Source organism: Pseudidiomarina terrestris, from assembly GCF_030466405.1.
GTDB classification, from domain to species: Bacteria; Pseudomonadota; Gammaproteobacteria; order Enterobacterales; family Alteromonadaceae; genus Pseudidiomarina; species Pseudidiomarina terrestris.
Genome location: NZ_JAGGJF010000001.1, coordinates 693091 through 711984 on the forward strand (window position 1 = coordinate 693091; position 18894 = coordinate 711984).

At 51.4% G+C, this 18894-nt stretch carries 16 protein-coding genes; 6 read left to right on the top strand and 10 right to left on the bottom strand.

The window, feature by feature from the left end; all coding sequences use genetic code 11:
* The first annotated feature begins 2 nt into the window (after window positions 1-2).
* Both J6J34_RS03210 and J6J34_RS03215 read left to right on the top strand, forming a co-directional pair.
* The gene (locus J6J34_RS03210) at window positions 3-1997 is read left to right on the top strand and encodes an acetyl-CoA hydrolase/transferase C-terminal domain-containing protein (RefSeq protein WP_301898486.1); all 1995 of its coding nucleotides are present in this window, start codon (window positions 3-5) and stop codon (window positions 1995-1997) included.
* 75 nt (window positions 1998-2072) lie between these two features.
* A complete protein-coding gene (locus J6J34_RS03215; protein ID WP_301721041.1) occupies window positions 2073-2360 on the top strand; it encodes a sll1863 family stress response protein in 288 nt (95 codons plus the stop codon).
* 8 nt (window positions 2361-2368) lie between these two features.
* Here J6J34_RS03215 and J6J34_RS03220 read toward each other — a convergent pair whose 3' ends face one another.
* The gene (locus J6J34_RS03220) at window positions 2369-3112 is read right to left on the bottom strand and encodes a hypothetical protein (protein ID WP_301721039.1); all 744 of its coding nucleotides are present in this window, start codon (window positions 3110-3112) and stop codon (window positions 2369-2371) included.
* Between the two features lie 149 nt (window positions 3113-3261).
* On the opposite strand from J6J34_RS03220, the gene J6J34_RS03225 reads away from it, so the two are divergent.
* A complete protein-coding gene (locus tag J6J34_RS03225; protein ID WP_301721038.1) occupies window positions 3262-4404 on the top strand; it encodes a sensor histidine kinase in 1143 nt (380 codons plus the stop codon).
* A complete protein-coding gene (locus J6J34_RS03230) occupies window positions 4401-5054 on the top strand; it encodes a response regulator (protein WP_301721037.1) in 654 nt (217 codons plus the stop codon). The genes J6J34_RS03225 and J6J34_RS03230 overlap by 4 nt, the downstream gene beginning before the upstream one ends.
* On the opposite strand, the gene J6J34_RS03235 is transcribed toward J6J34_RS03230, so the two are convergent.
* The 3 genes from J6J34_RS03235 to J6J34_RS03245 form a co-directional block, all read right to left on the bottom strand.
* A complete protein-coding gene (locus J6J34_RS03235; RefSeq protein WP_301898487.1) occupies window positions 5055-7301 on the bottom strand; it encodes a glycosyltransferase in 2247 nt (748 codons plus the stop codon).
* Entirely contained in the window at window positions 7298-8383 is a 1086-nt protein-coding gene (locus J6J34_RS03240; RefSeq protein WP_301898488.1) for a lysylphosphatidylglycerol synthase transmembrane domain-containing protein, read from the bottom strand. Before J6J34_RS03240 ends, J6J34_RS03235 begins: the two co-directional genes overlap by 4 nt.
* A gap of 94 nt (window positions 8384-8477) precedes the next feature.
* A complete protein-coding gene (locus J6J34_RS03245; RefSeq protein WP_301898489.1) occupies window positions 8478-9533 on the bottom strand; it encodes a threonine aldolase family protein in 1056 nt (351 codons plus the stop codon).
* A 116-nt stretch (window positions 9534-9649) separates the two neighbouring features.
* Between J6J34_RS03245 and J6J34_RS03250 the strand changes: the two genes are divergently transcribed.
* Window positions 9650-10735, top strand: coding sequence for a mechanosensitive ion channel family protein (locus tag J6J34_RS03250; RefSeq protein WP_301898490.1), 1086 nt, complete (start codon window positions 9650-9652; stop codon window positions 10733-10735).
* Between the two features lie 14 nt (window positions 10736-10749).
* Here the strand turns inward: J6J34_RS03250 and J6J34_RS03255 are convergent, their stop codons facing one another.
* Complete coding sequence (locus J6J34_RS03255; protein ID WP_301721031.1) at window positions 10750-12555, bottom strand: diguanylate cyclase; 1806 nt, start codon at window positions 12553-12555, stop codon at window positions 10750-10752.
* A gap of 200 nt (window positions 12556-12755) precedes the next feature.
* Here J6J34_RS03255 and J6J34_RS03260 point away from each other — a divergent pair, with 200 nt between their 5' ends.
* Entirely contained in the window at window positions 12756-13754 is a 999-nt protein-coding gene (locus tag J6J34_RS03260) for a branched-chain amino acid aminotransferase (RefSeq protein ID WP_301721030.1), read from the top strand.
* A gap of 2 nt (window positions 13755-13756) precedes the next feature.
* Here J6J34_RS03260 and J6J34_RS03265 read toward each other — a convergent pair whose 3' ends face one another.
* The 5 genes from J6J34_RS03265 to J6J34_RS03285 all read right to left on the bottom strand — a co-directional run bounded on the left by J6J34_RS03265 (window position 13757) and on the right by J6J34_RS03285 (window position 18816).
* On the bottom strand, window positions 13757-14560 hold the full coding sequence (locus J6J34_RS03265) for an SDR family oxidoreductase (protein ID WP_301721028.1): 804 nt from the start codon (window positions 14558-14560) through the stop codon (window positions 13757-13759).
* A gap of 101 nt (window positions 14561-14661) precedes the next feature.
* Complete coding sequence (locus tag J6J34_RS03270; protein ID WP_301721027.1) at window positions 14662-15591, bottom strand: sodium-dependent bicarbonate transport family permease; 930 nt, start codon at window positions 15589-15591, stop codon at window positions 14662-14664.
* 181 nt (window positions 15592-15772) lie between these two features.
* A complete protein-coding gene (locus J6J34_RS03275; RefSeq protein ID WP_301898491.1) occupies window positions 15773-16969 on the bottom strand; it encodes an alginate export family protein in 1197 nt (398 codons plus the stop codon).
* Between the two features lie 124 nt (window positions 16970-17093).
* Complete coding sequence (locus J6J34_RS03280) at window positions 17094-18458, bottom strand: permease prefix domain 1-containing protein (protein ID WP_301898492.1); 1365 nt, start codon at window positions 18456-18458, stop codon at window positions 17094-17096.
* On the bottom strand, window positions 18439-18816 hold the full coding sequence (locus tag J6J34_RS03285) for a PadR family transcriptional regulator (RefSeq protein WP_301898493.1): 378 nt from the start codon (window positions 18814-18816) through the stop codon (window positions 18439-18441). The genes J6J34_RS03280 and J6J34_RS03285 overlap by 20 nt, the downstream gene beginning before the upstream one ends.
* Between the last annotated feature and the right edge of the window lie 78 nt (window positions 18817-18894).

Below are 18894 nucleotides of genomic sequence, written 5' to 3' on the forward strand. Positions count from 1 at the left end.
CTATGCGTCATGACCGTCCGCGCCATCTTGCAACTACCGATGACTGTGTTGAACAGCTCATCGAGCGCGTTGGCAAGAAAATCATTTTAGGGCTGCCCCTTGGTTTAGGAAAGCCGGTTCATTTTACTAACGCTTTGTATCAACGCGCTAAAGCAGACGCTTCGATTGATCTGCATATTGTCACCGCATTATCCTTGGTGCCTCCTGCCCCTGGAAGTGGTTTAAAAGCAAGGTTCATGATCCCCATCATTGAACGTCTTTACGGCGATGTCCCTGAATTGGATTTTGCCCGGGACGTACTCAAGCAAAGGTTGCCCGATAACGTAAAGGTCTCCGAGTTTTTCTTTCAAACGGGTGCCTTTCTCAAGCACGATGAACAACAGCGGCGCTATATTTGTACCAATTATACCCACGCTATCCGTGATCTACGGGCGCTTGGCATCAATGCCGTTGCCCAACTGGTTGCTGCCGACAACAAAGCCACGCCAGAGCACATCAGTCTCAGCTGTAACCCTGACTTATCGCTTGACCTGTTTCAGCAGTTACGTGCTGCTGAAACACAAGAGAAGCCCATCGCCTTAATTGCCGAGTGTAATCAGAATCTCCCATTTTTTGCTCTGGATGCTGCTATTCCGGCGAGTACTTTTGATTTCATCTTGCAAAATGACAGCACGGATTATCCACTGTTCCCGGTACCGCAAAGCCGCATCAATGCGGTCGATCACATGATTGGTTTTTACGCCAGCAGTTTGCTGAAAGACGGGGGGACATTGCAGGTCGGCATCGGCTCGTTAGGTTCAGCCGTTGTTTATAGTACCTGTTTGCGCCATGAAAAAAACACCGACTGGAACAAGCTTCATCGCTCGCTGAAGCTCGCAGAACAATTCCCGGTAACAGCCAAAGAAGGAGGTACAGGTCCGTTCAAGCAAGGGTTATATGGCTGCAGTGAAATGATGGTAGAGGGTTTTTTACATTTACTGGAAGCAGGTATTCTGACTCGCAACGTCTACCCCGACGCAGAACTACAAGAACAGATCAACCAAGGGGCGGTCGACCCTCAACACGGGGATGATGCGCGGTTAAAACATGGCGTGGTGATGCATGGCGGATTCTTCCTTGGACCCAATGCATTTTACCAGAATTTGCAGCGTCTCCCCGAAGACCAGCGCGAACGTATCTGCATGACGAGCGTCAATTATATTAACAACCTCACCAATCATCGATTCGGTGATCAGCGACTTAAAGTCGCACAACGCATAAACGGGCGCTTCATCAATTCGGCCATCAAGTGCACCTTAAATGGCGCTTTAGTTTCTGACGGACTGGAAGACGGACGGGTTCTAAGTGGCGTGGGTGGGCAGTATAACTTCGTCGCCATGGCGCACGAGCTGCCAGACGCGCGTTCCATCATAACCCTGCGCAGCACACGAACGTCAAAGGGGAAAACAGATTCAACGATTGTCTTTTCCTATGGTCACTGCACAATCCCCCGCCACCTCCGCGATATTGTTGTGACTGAGTATGGTATCGCCGACCTCAGAGGGAAAAAGGATGAAGAGATCTATCTTGCGCTCATCCGCATCGCCGACGCCAGATTTCAGCCTGAGCTGCTAAAACAGGCCAAAGATGCTGGTAAAGTCGCGCCTGATTTTCAGCTCCCGAGCGCCTGGCAACGTAATACTCCTGCCGCTATCGAAGCGGCACTTAAACCCTTTCAGGATGCCAGCTTATTTCCGCCATTTCCATTCGGCACCGAACTCACCGACGAGGAACTCCAGTTGCAGCAAGCTTTGCAGTACCTCAATCAGAACACAGCAACATTAGCAGGAAAAATTCGCACCTTTGCTCAAGCGCTGGTCTTCGGCTTTAGTGGTGACCAACATGCCAAACTTACAAAACGGATGAAGTTGAACAAAATCGATAGTTTCAGCTCCTGGTACCAGCGGCGACTGCTAATATTGGGTCTAAAGCGAGCGCGTATTCCATCACAACCTTGATTGTTTTAACTTTATTGCCCATCTTTTAAGTGAGTTCAGACGTTTTTGTGTAATTCCTAAATGAGGAGAGCAGCTATGGCTAGTAAAGAAGCGCTTGAGAAAAAACATGAAGCTCAAATTGAAGAAATGAAAGCCGAAATGGATCGTCTCAGAGCCAAAGCAAAACAAAAGGAAGCGGATTCCGAAATCAAATATAAGGAAAAAATGATGGAGCTTGAGGCCCTCAAAGACGAAGCCGAAAGTAAACTCAACGACTTTAAAAAGTCAGGCAAAGATGCCTGGACTGAACTCGGCACAGGTCTTGAGGCAGCCACCCAGTCGTTATCAACGGCGATTAAATCTGCCAAACAAAAGTTCGAATAAGATTTTCCTCACGACCGCTGTGCGCGCGTTGGCGCGACATAGCGGCGTGTCGCCCAGAAAATAACGAAAGTGCCAACAAGCCCAGGCACCAGCCATGCGAGCAACTGCCAGTCACCCAGAAAGTTAAACCACTGCCGAGCACCAAAGGCGAAAAACGCTGTATATACGGCGATCCCGGAGCCAATAGTTGAGCTGATATGCTCCGCCAACCAACGCTTTGGCGTTGCGTTTTTTTCAAACGCAAAACGTCTCATTTGCACACCGGAAATCAGCCCGATCCCGCCAAAAATGTAATGCAGAATTAAGCGGTCATCGCTGATGACTGCCATGCTAATCAGACTGACTCCACCCAAGAACATAATGGCCGGCATCCACAGATAGCTCCAGTGCCGAAATACTTGGGTATTGCGTTTATGTTTGAGTACCAACATTGCTTGGCGCACGCTGACAAAGGTCAATAACGACAAAAACAGTAACAGGCTCCAGAAATAGTAGATTTGTCGCAACATATCCTTGGCCGACGTAGCGTCCTGCAATAGCCCGGCTTTGAAAAACGCCGGATGAACCAACACCATCAATGACATCAAAATGCCCGAGGTGGCGACAAGGTACATACTCCAGACATAAATTTTGCCAAATAACACATGGTTGCTGCCGCCTTTGCGCGCCGCAATAGGAACCCAGAAGACCACTAAGGCAACACTACCGAGGATGATATGTAAATACAGCATAGCCTGATGAAGAACTAACATGGTGTTTCTCCTTGTCTAACCGGAACCTACTGGTTGTAGTTGCAACAAGCTTACTCAACATCAGTCCTTAGCACAGGTGCTGTTGGTCATGATTTAAAACATGACTTATGGGCTATTGTCCGGGGCGAACGCTGTGCCATACTCAAGTCATGAAAAAACTCTCGACACTCATTTCAGTAGAACTGTTCTCCGCGCTGATGACCATGCTCCTCGTCGCGGGCTCAACGATCTATTTCACGGTGTTGAGTGAACGCCCGCAGCCAGTTTGGATCCTTCCGCTACTATGCTTTTTATTCATTAGTTTTGCCGTACTGTTTTTGCTGAGTACCCGCGACAAACCTTTTCAACATGAACCCCATACACGAGTTCTGTTGATTGCAATGCAGTACCTGCTGGTGGTCGCAATGTATTTTGTAACACCCTTCACCTACGTTGCCATTTTCGGCACTATTTGGTCGGCGCAACTGCCCTACTTCATGTCGACGCGAAACGCTTTTCTGCTGTCGCCTTTATTTGCGCTACCGATCTGGCTGGTGTTTGGCTGGTACTGGGGAATCGAGAACACCTGGATCTCGGCACTGCTGTTTTGGGCCTTTAACTTGTTCGCCACCATGATGTCTGCAGCACAGTTACGCGAGGCGCGAGCCCGACGCGTAGCAGAACACAGTAATCGTGAACTGAAAGCCACTCAGGCACTGTTAACTTCAGCCACCGAGCAAGCCGAGCGCACCCGCATCGCCCGCAATATTCATGACTTGCTTGGCCATCACCTGACCGCTCTGACCATCCAGTTACAAGTTGCCGCGCGTAAAGCTAATGCCGAAGCCCGCGAGTCCATTGATCGCAGCCACGCTCTGGCAAAACTATTGCTGGCTGATGTTCGTGAGGCTGTTGCCGATATTCGGGATCATGACCACATTGATATTCATCAGGCATTACAGCAGTTGGCCAGCGCCTCGCCCTCAGTAGCCATCAAGGTGGAGACTGACGAGACTATTCTTATCAATGCCATTCAAGTTGCTGACACTATGCTCCGTTGCGCTCAGGAGTCCATCACCAATTCGCTGCGCCATGGCCAGGCAACCCGTATTCATGTCACTTTGGCTCAAGCCAACAGGGCATGGCAGTTGGTCATTCAAGACAACGGCAAAGCGCGCCAAGCGTGGCAGCCGGGAAACGGCCTGAAAGGGATGCAGGAAAGAGCTAAACACATTGCCGCAGAGCTTAACTGGAGCGTCACTCCAGAAGGCTTTCGCACGACGTTAACAGTGCCACAACAGGACCCGCTATGATCAAGGTCTATCTGGTTGATGATCAAACGCTGGTGCGGCAAGGCATTCGCAGCTTGCTGGAGCTTTCTGATCAGGTCGCCGTCATTGGTGAAGCTGCCAGCGGTCAGCAGGCATTAACGGAACTAAAAGATAACGAACCAGCCAATGCACCCCAGGTCATTTTAATGGATATTCGCATGCCCGGCCTAAGCGGTATTGATACCCTAACCGAGTTGCGTGATGCAGGCGTAAACGTGCCGGTTATGATGCTCACGACCTTCGATGATCATGAATCGGTGATGGCCGCCTTGCATCAGGGGGCCAGTGGTTATGTGCTGAAAGACGTTGCGCTGGAAACTTTGGTTGAGGCCATTACCTGTGTGGCCAATGGCGAACGCTGGATTCAACCCGCGGTAACCGAACGCATGCTGCAAGGCCTGAGCCAGATCCAGCCAGCGTTTGCCAGCGCTGAGCAGCCCGAGCCTTTGTCTGATAAAGAGCTGGCGGTCTTGCGGCTGATGGCTAGCGGTCTGAGCAATCGCGAGATTGCCAGCGCCCTGTTTAAATCAGAAGGTACGGTTAAGAACCAGGTCTCCACCATCATGGCAAAACTGGGCGTACGCGATCGCACCCGGGCGGTCCTGAAAGCACTGGAAACAGGTTGGATTTGATTATGATTGGTTCCGTTTCTGCCCTTTGTTTCGCTTTTGCTCGAACCGGGCCAGGGTCTCAGCATAAACAGTGCGAACTTCCGCAGTAAAATTTTCAATGGAATGAGACGCAGCACAGTCGATTGCCTGCTGCGCCATCTTCTCTCGTGTTGCCGGGTCTTCCAGCAACACAGTGACTTTATCCAACCATAGGGATTGCCGTGCCGGAGTTTTAAAGCCATTGGCGCCTTCTTTGATCACGTCATCAATACCGCTCGCTCGCACCGCCACCACCGGCAGACCTGCAGCCATTGCTTCCAGGATCACCATACCCTGAGTTTCTGACTGCGAGGCAAATAAGAACACATCGCCCAACTGGTACCAGCTTGGCATCGCCTCAGGGGGAACCGAGCCCACCAGAGTCACCTGCTGTCGTAACCCTAAGCTGTCGACTTTTTCCTGCAACCGCTGCCGCTGTGGACCATCGCCAATCAGTAAAAAGCGAAAAGCTTTCTCTGAACGCTGTTTCAGAGCTGCCAAAGCCTCGATCATAAAATCGATGTTCTTCTCGTTTGATAATCGCGCCACGCTGACAAACACAGTTTCATCAGTTACCTGTAGCTCTGCTTTAAGCTTGGCCACGGCCTGCTCGTCGACACTATGGAAACGCTCAAACTCGATCCCGGTCGGCTGCACATAGATGTCGCCCTTAACACCGATCATGCGCAAGTACTCTTCCGTTGAGTGTGTCGGCACAATCACGCTATCGCATTTATTGGCGAACCGGCGTACCAGAGCGTGTACGATGATATTATTGAACAGGCTGCCGGGAATAATCACGTTGTGAGAGTAATGCTCAAGCCGCGTGTGATAGGTATAGACCACCGGTATCTTCAGCCGCCTGGCCATATAAACGCCAAGTGAGCCAATCCAGAATGGATGATGAGAGTGAATCAGGTCGGGCTTAAATTGCTTCACCTTTTTTCGTACCGCAGCGGAAAAAATATTGGCGAACCTAAATTCGCTTTTGGCGCCAAATGAAAACAGCGAGGGTGTGCGCACCACATCCTCTTCGTCTTCCGCTTTCTCCCGATAGCGTGGTGCAACGATCAGAACCTTATCCTTGCTGGCCATCAGACCCCGTCGTAGCCGGTCTATGGAAATAGGAACACCGCCAATAAAGGGCAAATAGTTGTTGGTGAACATGGCAACTTGCAGTGATTTCTTAAGCCACGGCGTGGCATCAATATCGTAGTCCGGGTAATAGGACTTACCGACAAAGACGGCGTTGTAGAGTTTAATACTGATAGCTAAGAATAGACTTACCAGCAGGATAAAATTCAGATAACCCACATAAAAAAGTGAGTGGATAAAAAACCAGAAGCTTTCTAGTTGTTTCAGAATCGGGTGCTGACCTACAGGAAGGTCAATGACCCGATGCTCGACACCGTGCTCTGCACTGACCATGACTTCCACATAGTGGTAGAAGCTTTCATCCTGGTTCAAGACCAGGCCGCCCGCGCCACCGGTGGTGATAAACGGAATTCCATGGTGCTGCTGCTCAGCGTACATCGCGACATTCGCAGAGAACACACGGTCCACCGGGTACTCGCTTAGGGTTGCCAACAGTTCCTGGCGAAATGCCTCAGGCTGCAGATAATCGTCGGCCTCAGCTAACAGAAAGTCTTCCTCAGGGCGTAGTAACGGGTGACCAATAAAAACAAAACGATGGCGCGAGGTATCGGCCTGCAAAAGATCTTTCAGCCAACGCGCTTGCCAGCGCCAGGGGGTCTTTTCGGTGCTGTCGAGGAAGATAAAGCGGCTATCCCCGGCGGTGAAGGTAAAGAAGTGCGGGCCATAATGATCATAAAAGCGAAAACTGCCAAACTCTTCATACTCATGCTGGCCAAAGGTCAGCAAATAGGGCTTTTCCAGATGTGACAAGGTGCCGTTTAGTGCGCGGTATTTATCTTCACCGCCGCTGCTTACCGCGTTGCCAGCAGAAATGACAAAATCCAGCTCGCTTGCATTCAGCCGAGGAATAATTCGCCGTTCGAAGATACCGATGGAATTATTGATGTTACCCACGACCGCAAAACTGTAATCCTGCTTTGCTTCGATGGTTTTATTTATTGCCACTAGCTGTTCGTTATGAACACCGAAAAACTCCGGGGTGACCACATTCAGATAAACTTTATAGGACACTAACGCCGTCACAATAACGACATTCAGGTAAAATAGAATTTTCAGCCAACGTTTCTTACTCACGATGCGGCCTCACCGTTGCATTGGCTACGTGTAATCAAATAGCGCTGCAAAATAAACAGCCCCAAAATCATACCGAGATAAATCGTTAAAAAGCGCCAGCTAAACGTCACCAGCAGCAAGTGCTCATGCGCCAGTAAGTCATTAAAAAAGCTGCCAAACACCCCTTCTGAAATTCCTGATGCCCCCGGCGTCGGAGAAAAATACATGATAAAGGTTGTCACCACCAATAAGCCGACAGAGGTCAGATATGGCACATCGTAGCCAAGACCCCACATGAGTAAAGCAGGAAAACTAAATAGACATAGTAAAAAAACACCCGTCGCCAGCACGGACAAAGCAATGGCTGTTTTTGGCCCTTTGCAATACACCGAAAAACTTCGTGCGAACCGCAACACCTCACGCATCACTTTAAAGTACCAAAGCCTGGCTTTCTGCTCGGAGATTAAGCCCCAAACCTGAAGGCGCTGGATGATGAGCGTCACCGGCGTTATCAGCCACTGCGCGCGCAGCAACACAACGGCAAAGAAGGTAAAGTACAGGATCGCAACGACTAGCAGTGCTGTGCCAATGTCGCTGCTCAGCGAAGATGCGCCAAGAGTCGGTAATAAAAATAACAGTACAGGTGTTAGCGAAAAAATAAATAAAATCGCCAGTACAGTCCGAATCGTCGTTGCGGCGGTCGCTCTTCCTACTGAAATACCGTGATCGTGTAAGAACCACACCTGGGCAAAACCACCGCCGGTGGCCATCGGCGTAATATTGGAAAAGAAAATATTAATAAAGACCAGTTTCGCCATCGCTGTGGCCGGTATGCGTGCACCCAGGGCAACCAAAGTGTAATAGAGTCGCAGGCCATCGGCCGTAAAATACACCAGCAACAACACCAGCGTCGCCAGAATCACCCCGGGCTGCAAAAGCCGGGTATCGAAACTAAACGTTCGTCCTGAGAAGTGATCGAAGACGGCATAAAAGCCAGCCAGCGTGAACGCGGTAAAGAGCGCGGCAAAGACGGCCAGACGCTGCCACGAAAATTTCGGTGTGTGGTGCTCTGATTGGCGTTCTTCTTCCATGGATCTGCTCATTAAGGACTCACATCACTAGCCGATGTCTTTGATTATGTGGCGCCTGCAGCGGGATGTCAAAACCTCGGAGGCGACATGTTTCTTCTGTTTAACGTCAGCTTGTAGCTGTTAAACATGCAGCCAGATGCTTGCGCCAGAACTCGGGTGGGTGCGCCATGGTGCTGCGTCCGACACTTATTTCACAGATAGCTCTGCCTTCAGAATCTATGCCCCGGGGCTTCGGTAGCGTGATGATTTCATGCTGTTCCGCATAGTCCGCAATGACGTTAGCGAGTTCGTTCGCATCGCGCTCAATGTGCAGGTGAAACATGGCCGCCTGCGGTTGGGGTGGGTTCACCTGAACACCACAAACCGTTGCCAACAAAGGGCCGAGCTGCTGAGCATAAAGCACTGCGTCAGTGATACTCGCAAGGTTTTCCTCCAGCCCCTGCTCCGCGGCAAGAATATAAGGGTAAAAGGAAATCAGATTACCACCGGCGCGCCGACTCCAGATCTTTGCCTGCGCAATAAAGTCGTCTTCCCCGGCCAGCACAGCTCCGGCAATGCCACCGATATCTTTGTATAAACTGACGTAAACCGAATCCGCCAGAGCACTTATTTCCGCTAAGCTTTTGTCGTAATAGGCTGGGCAGTGCCATAGCCTTGCCCCATCAAAGTGTACCGCAAGATTGTGCCGTCGGGCCCAGTCAACTTGCGCCAGCAAGTCCTGCCACTGCGGCAGCTGCCCACCGATTTCCCGCATCGGTAACTCCAGCACCAGCGCAGCCAGCGCTGCTGGATTCAGTTGTTCGATGTCTGCCAAGGTAAGCACTTTGTTGCGCTGCCCTACCAACTTTCCTTGCAACCCCCATAGCTGCTGGTAACCGGCTTGCTCATGCAGGACCAGATGTGAGCTTGGGTGCAGCGCCACACCTCGCTGGTTGCGCTGGTCACTATGTATACGCAGCGCCAGCGGCTGCGCCAGGGTTCCACTGGGTAAAAAAAGCGCAGCTGGCTTACCCAGCATTGTGGCTAACCGCTGCTCAAAATTCTCGATCAGTGCACCACTGCCATAGACATCGGCGGCCGCGACACTCTCGGCGCGCGCTGCCAGTTTGCGCAGGGTCGTCGCCATGGATTCAGTGGGATGACGTAAAATAGATGCCTTCACTGCAGTTACACCCTTTGGATAAAGCCGTGCCCCACTTATAACCCAGCCCAGCTTCACCAACAACCGGAAAAACCAGCTACACTAAGAATAAGTTCTGCAATTACAGAGGCTTTTTCATGATCAAATTGCCGTCGATGGCCGCGATTTTACTCACCACAACGCCACCCCCTGAGGTCGATGAAGAGCCGACCGTCAGTGGTCAGCTACAGTCGGTCACAGATAAATTTCAGGAGCTGGGGGCAACCGCTTTAGACATGCTCCCGCTGTTTGTCATTGCCATTATCGTGGTTGTACTGTTCTGGTTTCTCGGTGGCTGGCTTAGCCGCCGCACTGGCTGGATGAAACGGGTTGGAATGTCTGAGCTGGCGACACTACTGGGCAAGCGCGTGGTCCGGCTGCTCGTCACCGCGGTAGGAGTCATTATCGGCCTGGAATTATTGAACGCAACGGCTCTGTTTAGCGCTGTTTTAGGCGTCGCAGGGGTGTTTGGTATTGCCGTCGGTTTTGCCTTTCGAAATATCGTTGAAAACTATCTGGCTGGTATCTTGTTAAGCGCCCGCAACCCCTTTCGGATTGGTGATGTCATTCAAATTGGTGAATTTACCGGTAACGTGGTGCGCCTTACCTCCCGCGATACCGTGCTCATGACATTGGACGGCAATCATTTGCGCATTCCCAACAGTGTCATCATCACCTCGTCGATGACCAACTTCACCCTTAATCCGTTACGGCGCGTGGATTTTTACGTGGATATCACCCCCGATGCTGACCTTGCCGATGCGCGGCAGCTCTGCGTCAGTATTTTACATCAGATGAAAGGTATTCTTGATGAACCGGCACCCCAGTGCCTGATTCATGAACTCGGTGCCAGCACTGTCGTCCTGCGGGTACTGGGCTGGGTCGACCAGCGGCAGACCGATGTACTGAAAATTCGCAGTGAGGCCATTCGCTTCGTCAAACAAGGCTTCGATGAAGCCGCCATCGAGATGCCCGAACCCACTTATCGCTTACGCTTTGAAACCGAGTTACCAGACACCTCAAAACCTGTTGCGGTGACAGCAACGAAGCCGAAAAGCAAAACCGCTGAGAAAGGCTCTCTGGCTGAACTGACTCAGTCAGATGTGAGTGCCGATCGCACCATTGATAAACAAGTGACCGAGGAGCTACGCAATTCAGACGAGCAAAACCTGCTCAAGAGTTAAGCAAGAATAAGCTACTAGGAAGAGCCATCTTTGCTGTACACAGCGATTTGGTTGCGGCCAGCATTTTTTGCCTCGTACAGAGCGTTATCAGCAAACCGGATGAGCTCTTCTTTTTTAAGCGTATGAACCGGATAGGTCGCGACGCCCAGAGAGATGGTAACCGTCCCCAGTGAGGTTCCGCCATAACTGAGTTGTAATGACTCTATCCGGCGGCGCATATCTTCAGCTCTGACGCTGGCAAGCTCGACGCCCACTTCGGGTAGAATCAACATAAACTCTTCGCCTCCGAAGCGACAGGCAACATCGCCCGGACGCGACAGAGCTGTCATGACCGTCGCCAGTTCTTCTAAAACACGATCGCCCGCTTCATGACCAAAGGAATCATTAAACCGCTTAAAGTGATCGACATCCAGAGTGATAATAGACAAAGGTTTGCCAGCGCGCGCGACACGCTGAATCTCGCGTTCCAGCGTCTCTTCCAGGTACCGGCGGTTGAATAGCCCGGTCAGCGGATCACGCACGGACTCGCGGCGTAATCTCTCCGTCAACCGTAGGTTGCTCAACGCCAGTGACAATCTTTCAGCAACGGTTTGCGCTAATGCGATTTGGTGCTTACTCATGCCATCATCGCCGTTGGAGACATGTGCAAGAAATAGCGTACCCATGACTTCATCGCGCGTGACCAGCGGAATGCAGAGTGTAAACTGGGGATGTTTTGACGCTGCATGTGCACAGAAAATTTCGGCGCTTTCCTCTGTTGCCACATAGGTGCGGCCAAGCCGCAGTGCCCGACAGTCTTCCGGGTGGAAGCGCGCAGTAGGTTTCTCAGCAAAGCCCCAGCTGGTGGCTAATTCAGCGAAGTCGCGTGAAGGCGCAATCAAATAAAGTGCACCGCTCAACTCAGGGAATAGCTTCGATAACGCGCGTGCAGCAGCTCCATAGGCCTCATCTTCATCATTAGAGGACACCAGCATCGACTGGAATCCCGCTAACACCGTGCTTTCTCGCTGGGCAAGCTCAAGCTGATCCACCATGCGGTTGAAATCTCTGGCAAGGATGCCAAGTTCATCGGAGCGGTTATCATGAACGCGCGCAGAGAGGTCGCCTTTTTCGACGTCACGTGCAGTTTTACGTAAGCGGTCAATACTGGAAATGACCCCCATCTGCATCAGTAACAAAATTGCTAAGCCCAGGCCAACGCCTATGACCGGCAATAGCACGGCCATGCGCTCGACTAATCTCATGCGATCAATAAGTTCGGCGTTGACACCACTGAGTACTGTCTGCTTTTCGGCAATCGTACTGCGGATGATCTCGCGCATATCATCCACTAATTGTTTGCCACGTCCCGATGCCACAAGCGCCTGACTTACACTCTCCAACTCAGCGCCATTATCTGCCATTGGCTGCTTAGCCCGGGCGGTAATCGCAGGCTTGGCAATTTCATTCAGCCAGCGCTGGAACAATTGCTCCATCTGCATAAGCTGCGCCTTGTCGTCAGCAGCTGTTGAAAGGCTGCGCCATTGCGAAGCGAGACCGGCAAATTTCGACTGCGCACGTTCAAACGGCTCAAGAAATTGTTCGTCACCGGTGATGATGAAGCCACGCTCACCTGTTTCAGCATTGATGACTTCTTGCAGCATTCTGTTGCGGACAGAGATTTCCTGCACCAGACGATCGGATCTATCCGAGAGCTGTCTGACATTTTCCATGGTGACAGAAACGATCCACGACAGCCCAGCCACCAGAATTATCGGTACTAAAAATGCTGCTAACGTTTGCGCCCTCAACGAGATATGGCGCCAAAAGGAATACTCCACAGTAGCGATTACCTGCTCCTATTTTCCGTTAGTTGTCCAACTAAGCCAAAGGTTATATTGCATGTATTCTAACCGATCAGATGACAAAAATCAGCCGGCGGCGGGCTTCGACCTATCCTGAGCCGGCGTTTGCAGTTAGCCCGCAAGCCCAGTAGACTTCTGTTAGTCTTTTACAGCTCGTTCAATTTTAGGAAATTTTCATGGCAGCCTTTGGTACTCGTTTTATGCCCGAAATGGCACTTAGCACCTTCGACGGCGACGGTTGGAGTCAACCTGTACAGGTTGCGGCCGATCAGATCAGTCTGCATCCAGCCGCCCATGTTTTGCATTATTCCAGCACCTGCTTTGAAGGCCTGAAAGCGTTTCGTCATGACGATGGCTCGGTCAATATCTTTCGAATGGAAGCTAATATTGCGCGACTCATTCAGAGCAGCCAGCTCCTCGCGCTACCTAAGGTGACACCAGAGCTGCTCGAAGAGATGATTGTAAATATCGTGAAAAAGTACGTAACTGACGTGCCAGAACCACCAGGTTCAATGTACATCCGGCCAACTCATATCGGTACCGAACCTAGTATTGGCAAAGCAGCAAGTCCAAGTCTTACTTCCATGCTGTATGTCCTGCTTTCCCCTGTCGGTGATTACTTCAGCGGCGGCATCCGTCCCCTGCGTTTGTTGTTAGAGGAGCACGGCTCACGCTGTGCCGCCCATATGGGCATGGTAAAAAGTGGCGGCAACTACGCCAGCGCCTTGCAACCCATCATGCAGGCGCGCGCGAGCGTCAATGCGGATCAGGTGCTGTTTTGTCCAGGCGGTGATGTGCAGGAGACTGGCGCAGCGAACTTCCTCCTGATTGATGGCGACGAGATGATTACCAAAGCTCTCGACAGCTCGTTTTTACATGGCATTACCCGCGACTCCATTTTGACTATCGCGCGGGACATGGGAATGAAGGTCAGTGAGCGGGAGTTAAGTGTGGATGAGTTAATCGAGCGGGCGTCGAAACCTGAAACTGAAGCGGCATTGTCCGGTACCGCAGCCGTGCTCACGCCCGTCGGTACACTGATCCGTGATGGCAAAGATTATCGCGTTGGCAGTGGCACGCAGGGACCCACCACCGAGAAGCTACGTAAGGCTTTAAACGCTATCCAGTGGGGCCAGACCGCAGATAAACACGGCTGGCTTACCAAGGTTTCTTAGTCTTAGTCAGACTGTACTTTAAAGCTGCCTGCCAAGACGCCGCCGTCGATGGTCAGCTCGGAGGCATTCATGTAGTTGGCTTCGTCTGAGGCCAACAATACGCATACCGCAGCCACTTCGCTCACCTCGCCAAACCTGTGCATGGGGCAACTAGCGATAATGGCCTGCATATTTTGTTCGCGCTGCTCGCCTTCACCTAACATTGGCTCCCAAATAGGAGTCATGATCGCAGCCGGGTGAATTGAATTACAGCGGATCGGTAAATTCTGCTGTGCGCAATAGAGCGCAACGGTTTTGGTGTGATTGCGAATGGCTGCTTTTGACGACGCATAGGCGGCTGCACCTGGGATCCCAACCAGCCCTGAGCGCGACGACATGTTAATAATACTGCCGTTACTCTTGGTCTTGCGCATCAGCTGAATGGCATATTTACAACCAAGAAAGGTACCGTCCAGATTGACCGCATGCACCCGATGCCAGTCTTCCAGCGAGACGTGCTCCGGATCATGGGGCCCTGAATGGGTCTCAAGGCCGGTAATACCAGCGTTATTCACCAGACCGTGTAAACCATTAAACGTTGTATACAGCCAATCGCTCATATCCTGCCATTGGCGTTCCTGACTGACATCAAGCTCGTAAAAGTATGCCTGCTCGCCCAACTCAGCAGCAAGGGCCTTGCCTTCGTCTACCAGAATGTCGGTGATAATCACCGTGGCCCCCTCTTCATGAAACGCGCGGGCGACGCCTTCACCAATTCCCCGGGCTGCACCGGTAATCACAATAACTTTGTCTTTTAATCGTGCCATAAGATTTCTCTTTTTTGAGTCCCTGTTTTGATTAAAAGCTGTTTTTGGCTAAGTTTCCAGATTGATATCTAATTATCTTTGGCTGAGTCAGCGCTTTGGACCTAAAGAGATGCTGCCACGAACGGAATATAGACAATCACATTTAACGGGAAGGTTACCCCCAGAGAGGCCAGCATCGCCTTACTGATGTTGGCATCTGGAATAGCTGCGCGGATCGCCGCGGGCGCTGCTATGTAGGATGCACTTGCCGTCAGGGCGCCTAAAATCAGCACGCTTCCCGCTGGCAACTCAAAGTACCAGCCTAGCAGTAAACCTGGCCAGAGTAGAATTAACGGTGCGAACGCCGCAAACAGCACCAATCGCCAATGAGCAAGGGGCAGTGGCCGGCAAATACGGGCGGTGGTTAACCCCATCTCCAGCAAGAACAGCGCCAGCAGAATTTTAAAACCATCGACCACTAACCCGGCGATAGAATCCAGACCAGCCGGGCCGTAGAGCCACCCGATGGCAACACCACCCATTAACAGGATCACGCCGCGACTGGTAAAAGCTTCGTGCCAAATAGACAGCATATTCTGCTCGCCACTGGTTTTACCCTGGCTCCAATGGTAGTAACCAAGCATTAAGATGATCGCCGGCAACTCAAGAATAACCAGATATAGCGTTGCATCCGCGGAAATCGTCAGGCCGTTGCTTTCTGCTAATGCCCAGGCTACGGCAAAAGTACCGGCACTCACCGAGCCATAATGTGCAGCGATACTGATTGCGTCGGCATTCGGTAAACGCACCAGTTTACGCAGTAGCGGTAACACAAGAACTGGAATCAAAAGCCCAAGCAGCGCAATCCCAAGCAGCGTGGACCAGACCACAGCATCTTGATCCGTATGTAAGGCAAGTCCACCTTTAATACCTATACTTAGCATCAACAGAATCGATAAAATCTCATAAATCTGCCCGGGCATTTTTAAATCTGATTTAACAACGCCGGCAACGATTCCAAGAATAAAAAATGCAATTACGATATCAGGCATGACTGTTCCTCTGCGTACATGTGCAAACTAGTATGAGGATTTTTATTCATTAATAAAGATGAATAATTACAAAGACAATTAGTGAGCTTAGCTCATCGCCAGAGATTTTGATCTTACGACGACTGGAAGTCTTTACTCAACTTTTCAAATGACAATGTATTTCCGCCAAACGCACCTTGCCTTATCCGCCGGATGACAGGCTGTAGCTCAACATCAGCCAGAGTTTGGTGGTATCGACGCCATGGGCATCGCCCTGATAGCCTGCGGCTTTAAAAATTCCCGACCAACGTGGTGACAGTCTGTAGGCACCAACCAGATCCAATTCCTGACCGTAATTCAGCGCACCTGCGTCTGACTGGAAGTCATGCCAGCTGAGCTTCCATTTACCACCGAACGCCTCGGTACCGACGCTAATCCAGTTATCGCGCAGGCCTGCAGCAGGAGTCGTGAGGAAGACATCGGCGAAGCCCGAAAAGGCGTGCAATGTCGCTAAAGGAGTCTGAAAAGCACTGGTGCCGTCGCCGGCCAAACGTTCCTGGCCCAAGCTGAACTTGAGTCGGTTTGGCTGCCAGTCCAGTACTATGCGGTGGTAATGATGGGTCGAATTATTCGGTGCGCTATGTGCATCGTTTTGCGCTGCTAGTGTCACGTGCAGCCGCAGATCGCGTTGGCCCCAGAGATCGCTCTGGTAATCTACCCCGTAAGTGCGACTGCTGCGAACCTGCCAGTCATCAAATTCGAAGTCATACCCGAACAGTGCCAGCTGCTGATTCGGCTGCAACTGCCAGTTTACCAGCGCTGTCACAAAGCTGCCGTTTTGATCAGCGTCAGCACCATCAGGCCCAAAAATTCGATTCACATTATGATAATAACCAATATCCAGCGTCCACGAATCGCGCCACTGCGACTGCACTCGGTAGCCATCAAAGGTCTGCTCATTTTGGCGCCAGCCAACCCCGCCGATAAACCGCTGATTAAGCTGACTCACCCGCTGGCGTCCCGCAGTATAAGCGGTTCCCGTTGTGCTTTCATAACGTACAAAGGCTTGATTGATATCCGTTCCCGTTGGATCCGCGACCAGACTATAGGACGACTTGCCGTTGTCGGTACTGTTATAAGTGTCTCCGCCGACCGCACTGACGTGGTCAAGCTCAGCGACCAGACTCCATCCCGATTGCGGTTGGGCTGTTAGAGTCACCCGACTGCGTAAGGTCGACGCCAGTGCATCCTCAAGGGCATTGTCCTGAGCGACCGACTCAAGCCGGTAACGAAAATCAACTTTCGCATCGACTTCCGTTGCCGCAGCAACTCCAACTCCCGCCAGGCTAAGCAGCAGAAACGAACTAACAGAACAAAGACAAGTGTGACGTAGGATCATGGCGGACTCCGCTGAATGAATTGACCACCACAGTTTATCCGCCTGCGCGACAAAACAGCATTCCAACAAGGAGTTACCTAATAAGGGCAGCCCTTACAGTGGAAGGGCTGCCCTTTCTTGATAGTTAGAAGATGAGGGGGAAGGCGATGACGACGAGCAGGGCCCAGGCGACGTAGACAGGGATGTAATTGGTCTGCCAGCGCTCGAGGTTGGTGAAGCCCGCTTTACCTTTGATAAACGTCGAATAGTGGTAGGCGTAGCCGCTGAGACTGACCAACAGTATCAAGTTCTCACCAAGCGCTGCCACGCGATTTGCGGTGACCCCCATGTCAAAAATACGACCAGCAATTGCGCCCAGCGCCAGCACATCGACCAGTAACGCGGTGACAACCAGCACCAGCTGCAGTTTATCAAACAAGGATACGGGTTTGCTCGGATCCCGCGAGGATACCGCATAGAGGACCAAACCTAGTACTACTACTAACATCAGATCCAGGCCAATGAGGACTTCGCGCTGAATATCAAACCCACGCCCGGTCACCAGCATGGTCACCAAAAAGCTACTCAGCATCAACGTAAACATTGGCGTAAAGACACGCGCCAGCACGGGGGCCATATTTTCAATCGCGCCCTGCTTGCCCTCGACCAGCCAGCCTGAAATCACCACTGCGCCCATCGCGCCACAGGGAATAATCCAGCTCTGTACCGCCCACTCGATATCGATACCAATGAAACTGAACATGCCAAGGGTAAACGCCGTTAAGACGCCTCCACCGATTGCGATTAACACGTAGTAAATGACAAACTCACCTGAAAATCTTAAAAAATCCATTCTTTTCGCGTGTGATCGCCACCAATCGCCACTGTATACGATACCGACCATAAACCAGATAATAATCGGTAGATGAATCATTGCCAGAGTCATGGTCGTTGTCGAGGCAAAACTGGCGTAGCCATTTATCAGAATCGCTGCGGCCACAGCAACGCTGGCAACAAAGCCCCACCCGGCGCGCTCAAGTTGACGGTCAAGTACGAAGTACAGCGCTAAGAACGGCAGACTGAACAAGGTAATATTGCGTGCGTAGAACCAGTCTGCACCCTCAGCATCAAAATGCATGCCAAACAAGGCCGGCAATTTGATTGCAATTGCCGCGCAAACTGCAAACACCAGAGCTGTAAACAAATTGCGTTGCTTCAAGCTGTCACTGGAGCCACCGAACACCAGGTTTTGCCAGAGCCGTCCAGAGTGGACCTCGGCGTACTCGCGTGTGACATCGTCCAGGTCGCCCACGCGCCTGGCCGCAATCAGAAAAGCTTCGTCATCTCGCAGGCCCTGCTCTTGCAGTGCTTCCATCTGGTCGCGAAGATGGGATTCCAACTCGTCAATATCGTGTTCATTCAATGCGGCATGGCGCATCAGGTGAGCGCGCCATTCGTTAACTTTTGACTCGGTATCAACTACCTGTGAATTAAGCGGGTTGGCAACCATTATCGTCACTCCGTTGTGGATTTAAGGTCATGTCATGCCAGATTCGGTTCAGCGCGGCGTTTATCAGCTGCCATTGCTGCTGTTGTTCCTGCAATGTTCTGCGTCCAAGCTCAGTAATCGCGTAGTACTTGCGTTTGCGTCCGGTATCACTGGCAACCCGCCAGCGCGATTCCAGTACGCCCTGCTGTTCAAGACGATGCAACAGCGGATAGAGCATTCCGTCAGTCCAGTTAAGGGCGCCGCCGGACAGCTGCTCGACCCGTTTTACAATTTCATAGCCGTAGGTTTCACCCTCAGCAATAATGCCCAGCACCAACGGAGTCGAGGATGCGGCCATTAGATCTTTTGAGAGATTCATGATGATTTCACTCGCATGCAATTTAATACCTAGTACATCTAGGTATTAAATCTATACCTAGAACTACAAGGTATGCAA

Excerpts from the sequence above, each read along its gene's own strand:
- J6J34_RS03210 (WP_301898486.1), top strand. The coding sequence starts at position 3 with ATGCGTCATGACCGTCCGCGCCATCTTGCAACTACCGATGACTGTGTT.
- J6J34_RS03215 (WP_301721041.1), top strand. The coding sequence starts at position 2,073 with ATGGCTAGTAAAGAAGCGCTTGAGAAAAAACATGAAGCTCAAATTGAA.
- J6J34_RS03220 (WP_301721039.1), bottom strand. The coding sequence starts at position 3,112 with ATGTTAGTTCTTCATCAGGCTATGCTGTATTTACATATCATCCTCGGT.
- J6J34_RS03225 (WP_301721038.1), top strand. The coding sequence starts at position 3,262 with ATGAAAAAACTCTCGACACTCATTTCAGTAGAACTGTTCTCCGCGCTG.
- J6J34_RS03230 (WP_301721037.1), top strand. The coding sequence starts at position 4,401 with ATGATCAAGGTCTATCTGGTTGATGATCAAACGCTGGTGCGGCAAGGC.
- J6J34_RS03240 (WP_301898488.1), bottom strand. The coding sequence starts at position 8,383 with ATGAGCAGATCCATGGAAGAAGAACGCCAATCAGAGCACCACACACCG.
- J6J34_RS03250 (WP_301898490.1), top strand. The coding sequence starts at position 9,650 with ATGATCAAATTGCCGTCGATGGCCGCGATTTTACTCACCACAACGCCA.
- J6J34_RS03260 (WP_301721030.1), top strand. The coding sequence starts at position 12,756 with ATGGCAGCCTTTGGTACTCGTTTTATGCCCGAAATGGCACTTAGCACC.
- J6J34_RS03265 (WP_301721028.1), bottom strand. The coding sequence starts at position 14,560 with ATGGCACGATTAAAAGACAAAGTTATTGTGATTACCGGTGCAGCCCGG.
- J6J34_RS03270 (WP_301721027.1), bottom strand. The coding sequence starts at position 15,591 with ATGCCTGATATCGTAATTGCATTTTTTATTCTTGGAATCGTTGCCGGC.
- J6J34_RS03275 (WP_301898491.1), bottom strand. The coding sequence starts at position 16,969 with ATGATCCTACGTCACACTTGTCTTTGTTCTGTTAGTTCGTTTCTGCTG.
- J6J34_RS03280 (WP_301898492.1), bottom strand. The coding sequence starts at position 18,458 with ATGGTTGCCAACCCGCTTAATTCACAGGTAGTTGATACCGAGTCAAAA.
- J6J34_RS03285 (WP_301898493.1), bottom strand. The coding sequence starts at position 18,816 with ATGAATCTCTCAAAAGATCTAATGGCCGCATCCTCGACTCCGTTGGTG.